We start from the raw sequence: 12146 nt of genomic DNA, 5'->3' as shown, positions 1-12146 counted from the left end.
CGCCTGCGCCTCGCTCATGCCGTACTTCTTGGTCAGCATCTTGATCACGGGCTGGATGTCGCCCTTGGCGCGACCGGGGTCCAGCTCGAAGGAGCCACGCAGCTCAGCGCGGCCAGCGCCAGCGCGCACCCGGCGAGCAGCCACGTGGCCAGCCACGGCGCCAGACGTTCGGCCAGCGGCCGTGCGGCCAGTGCGGCCGGGACGGGGAAGAGGAGAGGCAGGTAGACCAGCAGGTGCAACACCACGTATCTCACCCCTGGCCCGGCAAGTCGCCGAGGAACTGCCGCAGCAGTTGCTCGTCACGGGCGGGCAGGTCCTCCACGAACCGGGAGAGCACCGCCTCGCGGTCCGGGTCGGACTCCAGCACCTGGTGCATGCGCCGCGCGGTCAGCCCATGGGCGTCGGCGATGGGCGCATACGCGTACGCGCGTCCTTGCTTGCTGCGGGTCAGCAGCCCCTTGTCGAACATCCTCGACAGCACCGTCACCACCGTGCTGTAGGCCAGACCGTCCCCCAGCCACCGCAGTACCTCTCCCGGGGTCCGCGCCTGCCGGGACGCTTGTAGCACGGCCAGGACCTCCGCCTCGAGTGCGCCACCCGGCCTGCGTCCACTCGGAGCGCGTCCCGTGTTCACGAGTTGGCTACCATCCGTTCATCGTCTACAGTCTTGTAGAACTTCTACACCATCGTAGAAGCATCTACGCCGAGTTCTCCGCACGCGGCAAGCATGGCCAAACCTCCCTTCCTGGAAGCGGCGCACGCCGCCCTGAAGTTTTACACACCTGTAGACGCCAGGGGTGCTGCCCGCCAGCAGGCCCCGACCCTGGGAGACCCCGCTTGATGACAGTGCATTCCGCGGTCCAGCTCGCCTTCGACGGCTCTGCCCTCGACGGCTCGTTGTTCACCACCGTCACCGACTTCGCCCGCGACACCCCGTGGCTCAACACCCCGATGGAGCTGTGGACCAACGCCGGCCTGGGGGTGTTCGCGGTGCTCATGCTGATGGGCTGGTGGAATGCCCGCCGTCGCGACGACCGGTCGATGGTCCTCGCCCTGGCCGCGCCGGTCGCCGTGGTGGCCGCCTTCGCCGTCGCCGAGGTGGCCAAGAAGCTGGTCGCGGAGGTGCGGCCGTGCTACTCACTGCCGCACGACTACTTCGTCGACGCCTGCCCCGCACGCACCGACTTCGCCTTCCCCAGCGGCCACAGCACCACCGCGTTCGCCACCGTTGCGGCCCTGTGGCTCCTCGACCGGCGCCTCTCCGTCATCGCCGCAGCCTTCGCCCTGCTGGAGGGCTTCACCCGCGTCTACGTCGGCGCCCACTACCCTCACGACGTCATCGGCGCCGCCCTCCTCGCCCTGCCCGTCGCCTACCTGGCCAGCCTGCTCCTCGGCCGCATCGCCCTCCCGCTCGTCGCACGGCTGCGTACCGGAGCATTGGGACCGGTGCTGACCGCCACCCCCGCCGGCGCCCACGCTTCCCCCTGAACAAAGGCCGAGGAGAACCCGATGGCTCCGCCTCCGCTTCCCGGCGTGCCAACCGCCATCGCCCTCCTCGCCGCGCGGTCTCGGGCGACAACCTCGGCAACGCCATCGGCCGCCTCGGCGGCCACCGCCTCTTGGCCCGCTACAACCGCTGATTCGCCGCTCCTCAACGACTCTCCGGAAGCCCCGTTGCCCATCCACGGGTTCAAGGTCAACGCATGGCCCTGTTTCGGTCTTACACGGGGTCAAACGGCGGTGCTGTCCGGTCTCGTGGCCTCGAACGACTCGATTGGCCCCACCCGGGTCGGCAGGGCTTGCGCGCCGTTGCGGTGAGCACCGGCGGTGTTGTCCGTTCATCCGCGCCCGTTAGGGTCACGCGGCTGGGATCGGTGGCGTGGGAAAGAGAGCGGCGTGGTGGCAGACCAGGGCCGGGCGGACGGGGTCCGGGTGGGGCTGGGGACGATAGCCCGGGAGTGGGGCCGGATTGGCTGCATCGGGTTCGGCGGGCCACCGACACATATCGCGCTGCTGCGGCAGCTGTGCGTGGATCGCCGCCAGTGGATCGCCGCGGACGAGTTCGAGGACGGGATCGCGGCGACAAACCTGCTGCCGGGCCCGGCCTCGACTCAGTTGGCGATCTTCACCGCGTGGCGGCTGCGCGGCCTTGCCGGCGCCCTGGTCGGCGGAGTGTGCTTCATCGTGCCAGGTCTGGTGCTGATCCTGGCCATGGCCGCGCTGTTCCTGGCCGGGCACCCGCCGCTGTGGGTGAGGGGCGCCGCTGCCGGTGCGGGGGCGGCGGTCGCGGCGGTGGCGGTGCAGGCCGCGGTCGGCCTGGTGCCGGGGAGCTGGAAGAGGGCCGGGCAGGCGCGGGCGGCGCGGGCCCGGTGGATCGGCTACTGCGTGGCGGGCGCGGCTGCGGCCGCGCTGACCGGACCGTGGCTGGTACTGATCCTGATCGCCGCCGGCCTGGTGGAGGTCGCGGCGCGGGCGGGCGCCTCGGACCGCCCGGTCAGGCGGACCGCGTCATGGCCGCTGCTGGCTGCCGCGCCCGTGGTGGGCGGGGGTCTGCTGGCGCTGGCGTGGGTGGCGCTCAAGGTCGGCGCGCTGTCCTACGGAGGCGGGTTCGTGATCATCCCGCTCATGCAGGCCGATGCGGTCGGCCACTATCACTGGATGAGCGACGGGCAGTTCCTCAACGCCGTCGCTTTGGGCCAGATCACGCCCGGTCCGGTGGTGCAGACCGTCGCGGTGGTCGGCTATGCCGCCGCCGGGGTGGGTGGCGGGCTGCTCGCCGCCACGGTCGCGTTTGCCCCTTCGTTCCTGTTCGTGATCTTCGGGGGGCCACGGTTTGACCGGTTGCGGGCCAATGCGAGGGTGCAGGCGTTCTTGACCGGCGCCGGGCCTGCGGTGACCGGTGCGATTGCCGGATCAGCGATCCCGCTGGCCCTGGCCTTGCAGCATGCCTGGCAGTTCACCGTACTCGCCGCGGCAGCCGTTTGGCTGCTGGCCGCGCGCCGGGGTGTGGTCAGCGCACTGCTGGGAGCGGGTGTGCTGGGGGTGGCCGCGGCGATGGCCGGCTGGCCGGTGGCCTGACGCTCACGCCGCGCGTTGCTCCCTGGCAGGGCATTTCCCTCCCGCGTTATGTGGGCCGGGTGAGGTCAGGGCCTCGCGGACCAGCCGCCGGTGGACCCCGTAGCGGCGGGAGAGTTCTAGGAACGCACGGTTCGTGGCCCTGGTCAGAGGCGGCCGTGTTTTCTCCGGCGCCTGTCAGTGCTCGCTGGTGGCGATGTAGCGGCCGTGCCAGGTGTGGTCCCACACGGCGCCGGTGGAGGCGTTGACCGACAGCATGCCGTTGATCTTCCCGGAGCGCAGGGTGTGCAGGGTGTAGTAGCCGGGGAACGCCTCGGCCTCGCCGACGGTGAGGCCGAGGCCCCGGTCGCGCAGCCACTGCTGGGCACGGTCCTGGGCCTGGCCGGGGGAGATCCGGTTCTGGGACTGGCCGCGGTAGTGCATGCCGTAGTCGGTGTTCCACATCATCGCCGGTCCGTACTCGATCCCGGTGTCACCGTCGGCCGGGTCGACGAGGATCTCGGTGGCCAGTATCCCGGAGGGGGTTTCCAGTTCGGCGTAGAAGTTTTTCGAGAACTGCATGACCTCACCGACGCGCAGGTCGAGCCGGTCGGCAAAGGCGTCGGCCCGTTGTCGGGCCTGGTCCAGGGTCTTCACCGGGGTGCCGTCGCCGCGCTGCCAGTAGTGCCTGCCCATCATGCCGGGACCCCACGAGCAGTCATCGCGGCTCATCATGCCCGGCCTCATGCCGGGCCTCCATGAGTCCCAGTGGTTCCAGTCGTCGCCCGATGTGCCCGACCTCCAGCAATCGCTGTTGGAGGGGCTGGGCCGGGCGGCGGCCGGACGGAGGGACGTGCCGCTGGAGGTACTGTCGCCTGCCGCGCATCCGGTGCCCAGCATGCCAGCCAGCGCGAGAGCCGTCGGCGCGGCGGCAGTCCACCTGGTCAGGACCTGACCGAAGCCGCGGGCAGGGCCGAGCTGGCCCTCCTGCGCTGACGACGGGAGCCGCCGCTCCTTCCGTTGAACTGCGTGTCACCGGGGAGACTTGCGCGGTGGCCTGCCCCTGGCCAGAGAGCACTCACCGGCAGCGGGTGCACGCCTCGGACGGACATCCCGCGCGTTCACGAGCCTCGACCGGCGGCGCCGCGCGGCGCGGAGGCTGAGACGCCTACACCGCTGTGGAGGGCAGCGGGTCCTGCCCCACCAGGCTGTGCCCGCGGGCGGCCGATTCGCGCACGGCGTCGAAGCCGTAGCCGGTCATCTCTTTCTCGTACGCGTGCAGGGCCTCGGCCAACGGCCGACCACCGGCGGCCTGAACGAGCCGAGCGGTCAGTACCCGCGCGTCACGCAGTGCGGTGTTCGCGCCAACACGGATGGCAGGGCTCATGACGTGGATGGCATCGCCCAACAGGCTGACCGCGGTGGTCTCCCACGTCGCGACGGGCACGCTGGTGCGCACCGAGCCCGGGAAGATCGAGGCGGGGTCCTGGCGGGACACCATCTCGACCAGTCCAGGGTGCCATCCCTCCACCAGGGAGAGCGTGAGCGCCTTTAGTTCCGCGCCGTTCATCGCGAACAACTCCTCGTCCGTGCAAGGAATCTGCTCACGCCGGGTGCCGAAGACGCACGCGAGGTAGTCGCTGTCGTCGCTGAGCTCGATGTCGGAAGCCAGCCGGGCCGTCGCCTGGTGCATGGGCTCGCGGTACTGCACGGGGGCGAGTCCCACGAAGCGCTTGCACGGGCCGATGACGGTGGTCCACAGTCCGAGCAGTTCGGGCGGGACCAGGGCTCGGGCCTGGTCACCGGCGAACGGGATCTTGCCGTAGAGCAGCCGCAGTCCGGCGTCGACGACCTGAGCCTGGGGCAGGTACTGCCTCCGGGTGGCCGAGTTGACCCCGTCGGCGCCGATCAGGACGTCGCCCGTGGCACTGGTGCCGTCCGCGAAGTGCGCGGTCACCGAGCCCGACCGGTCGGTGTCGTAGTGGGTCAGCTGGGCACCGTAGTGCACTGCACTGTCCAGGCCGGACGACAGGATCTGCCGCAGCGTCATGCGGTTGACCGCCAGGTGCCCGCCGCCGGGCAGGTCCGGGACGGGCGGGAGTTCCTGGGCGTGCAGCAGGTTCAGCTGGTGGTCGAAGGCGTCCATGCGCGACCCGGGGGTGGCGGCGGTAGCCTCGAACACCTCGTACGCCTGCGGCGTCATCACCGCCCTGAGCGCGGTGATGCCGTGGGAGTTGATGCGGATGCGGTAGCCCTGGTTGCGGAAGGCCGCAGTGGAGTCCTTCTCGTACACCGCGACGCTGATCCCCGCCTGGCGAAGCCCCTGGGCGAGGGCCAGGCCGCCCAGCCCGCCTCCGGCGATGATGACATGCAGATCCGACACAGCTGTGTCCCTTCTCGAAGGTGAAACGAAAAGGGACGCACCGGACGTGCCTCAACGGCACCGTACGAGCGCATGACCGCCATCCGGACTTCCTACCGGACCGTGACTTTTGTACGTCCGGAGAAAACGCTTGCACAGGCTCGGCCGTGAGCCCCGCAGCGCCAATACCAGCCATGCCACTGCGAATTGGTCGGGCGGCTGCTTGAAGGGCAACGCTTGCCGTGGCACCCCAGGGCGACTCGGCCTGGAGCGTCACTGCCGCAGAGCGCTCCAGGTCCTCGCGGAGCCGCTGAATCGCCGGGATCGTCAGGTACAAGTCCGCACTTGACTCGGAGTGGAAGTGGGTGCAGCTCGTTGCACCAGGTCAACCAGGGACCGCGCGTGGTGCGGCCCGTTCGGGTGCCCCGCACGCGGTCGCGGTCAACGAGACGGTCATCGCCATCACCCGCACCCCCGCCACACCGACCCGGCCCGTACCCCGCCGGCAGACCGGCGGCACCGCGGACCACGTTTCGCGCAGGAAGGATTCCACGCCCTGCGCGGGGAACTCGAGCAGGGCAGTTTCGCTGGAGTCGCCGACGGGGGCATTGTTGTCCTCATCCAGCAGCGCACTAGGATTCCGGCAACGGTTTCGGAGTACCGGAGGATTGGGCCCAGGTCAGCAGTTCGGGGGCATACAGCGCCGGTAACCATAGGTCGGCCCGAGTGGCGCCGTCGCCCTGCGGCCTGGGGCCGACGCCAAGAACCCGCAGTCCGGCGCGGCGGGCCGCTTCCACACCCGTCAGGGAGTCCTCGATGGCCAGGGCTCGGTGCGGGCGGACACCGCAGAGCCGGGCCGCCACGGCATAGGTGTCCGGGTGCGGCTTGGGGCGCACGCCGTCCCCGGTGTCGGGGACGACGATGTGCTGGAAGTGCGCGCGCAGCCCGGCCCGTTCCAGGCTGCCTTCCACCACCACTCTCGGGCAGTTGCTGGCGACGGCCAGGGGCAGCCGGCCGGAGAGCAGCCGGACGAGCTGGACTGCGCCCGGCATGGTCACCGGGTCGTCGGTGACCAGGGCCAGGAAGTGGTCGAGAAGCGCGGCCGTCAGGTCTTCCGTCAGTTCGGGCTTGTGCACTGTCCGCGCCATCAGCCGGCCACAGTCCTCGTAGTGCAGGCCCGTGGCTTGTACCGCGAATCCGGGCGGTGGCTGGAGTCCGTACTCCCGGAAGGCCAGGCTTCGGGCTTCCTGCCAGTGGCGTTCGCTGTCCATCAGTGTGCCGTCACAGTCGAAGACGACGGCTTCGAGCGACCAGGCGAGCAGGCCGTGGGGCGTGGTGGTCACAGGGGCTCCTATGCGGTCGTACGCATGAAGTGCGGCTTTCCGCCTATCCATAGGAAGCGGAAAGATAGTGGCGCTACGTTATTTCAGACTGATAAATCAGGCAATGACCCCATTTAGTGGCTCGACTGCTCCGGGATCCTGGCGTATGGCCGTGCGGCGGGGACAGCAGGCGATCGGCGATCGGGACCGTCAAAACCGCTGTTGCAACAGGGAGTTGACACATGCCACGGGACCGTCCGATACCTGGGGCGAACCGTGCTCCTTACCACTCGCCCGCACTTCCTTTCGGAAGAAATGTGTAATTACCGCATGCGTGTGACCGCTTGTACTCCAGGCGTACGCTGGCGCACTAAATTCGTGACCGACGGAACAACCCAGCGAGGGCGGACGGGACGTTGCAGGAACGGGCGAAGGAAACCCGCAGATCACTGCTGGAAGCGGCTGCCCAGCTCTTCGCCGAACAGGGTTACGCGGCCACCAGCGTCAACGGCATAAGCGCCCGATCGGGCCGGACCAGCGGCGCCATCTACTTCCACTACGAAGGCAAGGAGGGCATCGCAGTAGCCGTCGTCCAGAGCCGGTTCGCCACCTGGTCGCAGCTCGCCGCACGCTACGCGGACGAGGCGGTCCCCCCTCTCGAGCGGCTCGTCGCTCTCAGCTACGACATCGCCCATGCCCTCGCCGAGGACCCGGTGACGCGGGCCGGCGCCCGCTTGTGGGCCGAGCGCGCCACCATCAACACTTCCCTTCCCCATCCATTCGCGCTGTGGTCCGCCGCCGCCACGCGACTGCTCGCGCAGGCCCGGCTCACCGGCCACCTGAACGCGCATCTCCGCCCCGCTCGCACGGCCCGGGCCTTGGTGCGCGCGTTCTTCGGGCTGTGCGCCCTTACCGAGGCGCTCGAAGGGACGGCCGTCGTCACCGAGCGCCTGACCGACTGGTGGCACCTGACTCTGCCGTCGCTCCAGTCACAGCCCGTGCGAGAGGATTCCCAGTGAGGCCATTTCATCTTGAAGTTGCTGGTCACGGGGTTGGTGTGGGTGGGATTGAGGTTGCTCGTGCTGGTCGGGTGTGTGATCGGTAGCAGGTGATCGTCTGCCGTGGGACTGGTTTGTCGGAAACGTGCGCCGTGACGGTCTGTGGCGCCTACGGTCGGTGGGAGATGGGGAGTTCACGGGCGTGAGGGGCGGCTTGTGGCCGAGATACTGACGTGGGTGATGCAGCGGCGGATGGTACTGGCCGAGCGGGCCGAGCGGTTGCGCAAGGAGCTCGCGGAGATCGACGCCGAGGTGGCCCGGCTGGAGGCAGCGGAGGTGGTGATCGGCCAGTTCATCGAGGCCGAGCGCGCCGGTGAGGTGGACGATCCGGCCATGGACGCGGAGCTGGAGCAGGTGACCAGCACGCTGGGAGCGGGCGGGATGCTGCTGGTTCCGCAGCGCGAGCCGGACATGGACGCGGACCGCGCTGAAGAAAATCGCCCGCAAGGGTGGCGTCGTCGTGCTGCTCGACGGCACCCTCATCCGCACCCGCCGGCGCACCGGGGACAAGAACCGGCCGAACTATTCGGGCAAGCACAAGGCCCATGGCCTGCTGTTTATCGCTTTGACCGACGCGTGCGGCAACCTGGTATGGATCTCGGCCGCGGAACCGGGGCGCTCCAGCGAGATCACCACCGCCCGTCACAACAAGATCACCGGTCACCTGCGGGAGGCCGGCCTGGGTGCCCTGGCCGATCTCGGCTTCGTCGGCCTGGACGACGACCCCGACGACCCGGTCATCGTCACCGGCCGGCGGGCGACCCGCGGCCATCCGCTCACCGCCGCCCAGAAGGAGGCGAACCGGCTGGTCAGCCGCGAGCGAGCGGCGAACGAGCACGGCTTCGCCGACCTGAAGAACTGGCGGATCCTCACCAACGTCCGCATGAATGCCCGACACGCGACCACGCTGCTGCGGGCGCTCCTCGTGCTGACGAACGCCGAGGTCCACCGCTGACGGACGATCACCTCCTACCGATCACGCCCCCGACCGGCACGAGCATCCCAGCCACGACCCACACCAGCCCCACGACCTGCAACTTCAAGTTGAAATACACTCAATGACCACCATCAGGGGGCGTCGCGCGTCACAGGCCGTCACCTCCACTCCCAGCCTCCTCCTGGTCGCCGCCGCATGCCTCCGATGCTGGAAGGGCGCGCGAGGCGGCCAGGGCAGTGAGTCGGCGATCAAGGTGCCGGTGTCGATATCGGCCGCACACCATCGCCATGCGAGCAGCAGGACATGTCCTCGGTCATGTCAGCAGCCCGCTGGTCGCACGAGGCCGACAAAGCCGGCCGCTCTCGTTCGTCCATTGGTCGGGGCGGAAGGCTTCGACCTGGGGGTTACCGGGACTGGCGGTCAGCCGCGGTCACGGAGGCTGGCTTCTTCGAGGTCGAGTTCGTGCTGGATCCGGCGCCGGGTGACGTTGCTGATCTTGTTCGCTTCGTAGAGGCGCTGGAGCTCGGCCGCCTCGATGGCGATGAGTGTCCGGCGTATCTCGCGGTAGGCGTCGGCAGGACGGGCGTCCGGGTCGCTGTAGTGGGCGTCTTCAACCTGGTGGATGCGCGCTTCCAGATGACGACGGGCCTGTTTCAAGGCGGCCTCGGCGGCGGCACCCAGATCAGCGAGCTGATCCAGATCGCCAAGCTGTTTGAGCTCTTCGAGAGCGGCGTTTGCAATGTGTCGGCGGGTCCGGGCCTCCTCGCGGGCGGTGCGCTCCGGTTCCAGAGCGATGCCGGAGCGGCGGACGACGGCGACCAGGGTGAAACCCTGGAAGATCAGAGTGAGCGCGATGGTCCCGGTAGTGAGCGTGAGAATGAGCGCCCGGTGCGGCAGCGGCGCCCCTGTGTGGGTGACCAGGGGGATGGAGAGCGCGGCTGCCAGCGGCATGACGCCTCGGGTGCCCGCCCAGGACAGGACAGCCGGGACGCGCCAGGAGAGGCGGTTGTCGACCTCCCTGTGCCGGTGGTGGATCAGGGCGGACAGCGGGAAGATCCACAGCAGGCGAATCGCCAGCAGAGTGAAGGCGATCACCGGCACCCACAGCGGCCAGCCGTGCTCGTCGCGCGCGAGATGACGGACGGCCGAGGGGAGTTCGAGGCCGATCAGGGCGAAGACGACGCTCTCCAGCAGGAAGGTCACGGTGTCGTAGACGGCGTGGACCTGGAGGCGGACGGGGGCGTTGCTGAGCTTGTGGCCGGTGCTGCCGAGGACGACCCCGGACACGATGACGGCGGTCACGCCGGAGGTGTGCGATTGCTCCGCGATGACGTAAGAGGCGTACGGCGTGACCAATGCGATGACGGTCTCCAGCATGGGGTCCTCGGTTCGTCTGCGGATCAGGGCCACCACTGCGGCGACCGCCGCGCCGATGAGGCCTCCTCCGCCTGCAAGGATCAGGAACTGCTCAACGGTCCCGGGCACACTGATGGCGCTGCCGGACACCGCGGTGGCCACGGCGACCTTGTACAGGACCAGTGAGGTGGCATCGTTGAACAGGCTTTCCGCCTGCACCATGGCCTGCACGCGCGGTGGGAGAGACAGGCGCCGGCCAAGCGCGGTCACGGCCACGGGGTCGGTGCTGGCCAGGACAGAACCGAGGATGAACGCGGTCGCGGCCGTGAGCGGGGTGATCGCGTGGGCCACGTACCCGACGGCGATGGCCGAGGCGAGGACCAGGCCGAAGACCAGGCCGGTCACAGGCCGCCACACGGTGCGCAGGTCGCGGACGGAGATTTCCCCGGCCGCGGCGTAGAGCAGCGGTGGCAGCACCAGCACGTTGATCACGTGAGGCGGTAGGCGCACCTCTGGAACCCAGGGCATCAGCCCCACGACCAGACCGGCAACTACGAGGAGCGAGGGGGCGGGCAAGCTCCAGCGTCGGGCACCGGTCGCCACGGCGGTGGCCAGAACCACGAGCAGCAGGATGACGGTCAGGCCGGTCATGGAGTGTCCCGGGTGGGTTACGGCTTGTTACCCCCCTCTGACCAGGTACTTTATCAACGTAACCGACCTTGGGCGGTGATGCAGCTGACATGGAGCCGCGACCATCCAGCAGGGTCTGCGACGTCGATGCGGACGGCTACGGGGTCGCTGTCCGCTACTACCGCAGGGTCGGAAACCTTCAGACGCTGTCGAATTTCAAGGGCAAGGGCACCTGCAGCGGAACCACCGACATCCCGAGCAATCCGATCGGCCTCTTCACGGCGTGCGTGGTCATTGACAGCGTCGACTACTGCAACTCCCAGTACGCAGACACCGGCCGGTAGCCCGCGCGCTCCCACGGGGTGCCGCACTGGCATGACCACCCCGGACAGCAGCCGTGCATTCAGGCGGGCGCCCGCCGGTCAGTCGACTGGCTGCTCGGCGGTGCGCAGCCCCGACGTCCACGCTGCCCAGTGTCTGCGGTGGCTGCGCCCGGTGCCTCAGGTGTGATGCAGCCGGAAGGCGGCGGTCGGACGGCCTGTGGTCCTGCCGCCCGGGGTGCTGCCGGGGTCGTCCTGGCCGGTCGGCCGAGGTACCGGTCCGGTGTGGGCCGGTCCGGTGTGATGCGCAGCTGTTGTCCGCGGCCTTGTCTCTCGTGTGGTCAGGACTGCTCGCGGCAGTCCTCTTCGGTGCACTCCAGAGTGACGAGGGTCTGATCGACCTGCTGGCTGGTCAGAGGGGGTTCGGGCAGTTCGTGGGCGCCTTCGGTGCGGAAGGCGTCGAGCATCAGGTGGAGGTGGCGGCGCCAGGCTTGGGGGGCGATGGTGCGTGTGGCCTGGATGATCCCGGCCTGGGACCAGATCACGAAGGCGATGTCCTGCGCGGTGACGTCGCCGCGCAGGACGCCCTGTTCCTGGGCGTTGCGCATGATCTGGATGCAGAGTTCCTTGGCGCGTTCGTACTTCTTGCGGCCGGCCACGTGAAGGGGCAGCCGTGCCGAGACCAGGTCGTTGAAGGCGCGGTCGCAGGCCTGCAGCTGGCAGAGTTTCTCCAGGTAGCGGCAGAACCCCTCCCAGGCGTTGTCCATGGCCGCGGCTTCTTCCGCGGTGGTGAGCAGTTCCGTGTACTTCGCGTTGAAGAGTGTTTCGACCAGGTCGAGCCGGGTGGGGAAGTGGCGGTAGAGCGTGCCGATCGCGACGCCCGCCTCGCGGGCGACGCCCTCCAGGGACGCCCCGAGGCCCTGCTCGGAGAAGGCCGTGCGGGCGGCGGCCACGATCGCGTCCCTGTTGCGCTGTGCGTCACGGCGCAGGGGTTTCGCCGGTGTCTCCCTCGCGGTCGGGGCGTGGTGGTGTCTCATGGCTCGAGCTTAACATGAGGCCCCCCTCGAATTCGTTTGTTGTCATGTTTCCGATCGCAATCTCACCTCT

At 69.1% G+C, this 12146-nt stretch carries 11 protein-coding genes and 1 pseudogene; 5 read left to right on the top strand and 7 right to left on the bottom strand.

Annotated features, from left to right (window positions below; translation table 11 throughout):
- Together ABZ656_RS38190 and ABZ656_RS38185 are read right to left on the bottom strand one after the other, a co-directional pair.
- Positions 1–93, bottom strand: a pseudogene (locus ABZ656_RS38190) (DsbA family oxidoreductase); the annotation flags it as partial.
- Between the two features lie 157 nt (positions 94–250).
- Positions 251–634: a BlaI/MecI/CopY family transcriptional regulator gene (locus ABZ656_RS38185; RefSeq protein ID WP_101406415.1), complete on the bottom strand. Its 384-nt coding sequence runs from the start codon at positions 632–634 to the stop codon at positions 251–253.
- A gap of 206 nt (positions 635–840) precedes the next feature.
- On the opposite strand from ABZ656_RS38185, the gene ABZ656_RS38180 reads away from it, so the two are divergent.
- The gene (locus ABZ656_RS38180; protein WP_101406414.1) at positions 841–1488 is read left to right on the top strand and encodes a phosphatase PAP2 family protein; all 648 of its coding nucleotides are present in this window, start codon (positions 841–843) and stop codon (positions 1486–1488) included.
- Between the two features lie 408 nt (positions 1489–1896).
- On the top strand, positions 1897–3078 hold the full coding sequence (gene chrA / locus ABZ656_RS38175; RefSeq protein ID WP_360274450.1) for a chromate efflux transporter: 1182 nt from the start codon (positions 1897–1899) through the stop codon (positions 3076–3078).
- Between the two features lie 174 nt (positions 3079–3252).
- On the opposite strand, the gene ABZ656_RS38170 is transcribed toward chrA, so the two are convergent.
- From ABZ656_RS38170 to ABZ656_RS38160, 3 genes are all read right to left on the bottom strand, one after another.
- Positions 3253–3801, bottom strand: a complete 549-nt coding sequence (locus ABZ656_RS38170) for a hypothetical protein (protein WP_360274447.1) — start codon at positions 3799–3801, stop codon at positions 3253–3255.
- Between the two features lie 421 nt (positions 3802–4222).
- The gene (locus ABZ656_RS38165; RefSeq protein ID WP_360274444.1) at positions 4223–5437 is read right to left on the bottom strand and encodes an FAD-dependent monooxygenase; all 1215 of its coding nucleotides are present in this window, start codon (positions 5435–5437) and stop codon (positions 4223–4225) included.
- Positions 5438–6048: 611 nt separating this feature from the next.
- Positions 6049–6759 (bottom strand): HAD family phosphatase, encoded by a 711-nt coding sequence (locus tag ABZ656_RS38160; RefSeq protein WP_360274441.1) that lies wholly within the window; start codon positions 6757–6759, stop codon positions 6049–6051.
- Between the two features lie 395 nt (positions 6760–7154).
- On the opposite strand from ABZ656_RS38160, the gene ABZ656_RS38155 reads away from it, so the two are divergent.
- Both ABZ656_RS38155 and ABZ656_RS38150 read left to right on the top strand, forming a co-directional pair.
- A complete protein-coding gene (locus ABZ656_RS38155; protein WP_101406409.1) occupies positions 7155–7757 on the top strand; it encodes a ScbR family autoregulator-binding transcription factor in 603 nt (200 codons plus the stop codon).
- 499 nt (positions 7758–8256) lie between these two features.
- Positions 8257–8751, top strand: a complete 495-nt coding sequence (locus ABZ656_RS38150) for a transposase family protein (protein ID WP_360274438.1) — start codon at positions 8257–8259, stop codon at positions 8749–8751.
- A gap of 402 nt (positions 8752–9153) precedes the next feature.
- Here the strand turns inward: ABZ656_RS38150 and ABZ656_RS38145 are convergent, their stop codons facing one another.
- Positions 9154–10740 carry a Na+/H+ antiporter gene (locus ABZ656_RS38145; protein WP_101406406.1) on the bottom strand — a complete coding sequence of 529 codons (1587 nt, stop codon included), beginning with the start codon at positions 10738–10740 and terminating at the stop codon, positions 9154–9156.
- An 89-nt stretch (positions 10741–10829) separates the two neighbouring features.
- Here ABZ656_RS38145 and ABZ656_RS38140 point away from each other — a divergent pair, with 89 nt between their 5' ends.
- On the top strand, positions 10830–11063 hold the full coding sequence (locus ABZ656_RS38140) for a hypothetical protein (protein WP_101406405.1): 234 nt from the start codon (positions 10830–10832) through the stop codon (positions 11061–11063).
- A gap of 317 nt (positions 11064–11380) precedes the next feature.
- On the opposite strand, the gene ABZ656_RS38135 is transcribed toward ABZ656_RS38140, so the two are convergent.
- Positions 11381–12076, bottom strand: coding sequence for a TetR/AcrR family transcriptional regulator (locus ABZ656_RS38135; protein WP_101406404.1), 696 nt, complete (start codon positions 12074–12076; stop codon positions 11381–11383).
- Between the last annotated feature and the right edge of the window lie 70 nt (positions 12077–12146).

Origin of the sequence: Streptomyces sp. NPDC007095, from assembly GCF_040634475.1 — a bacterium.
Classification (GTDB): Bacteria; Actinomycetota; Actinomycetes; order Streptomycetales; family Streptomycetaceae; genus Streptomyces.
This window is presented reverse-complemented; position numbering and strand designations above follow the sequence as displayed.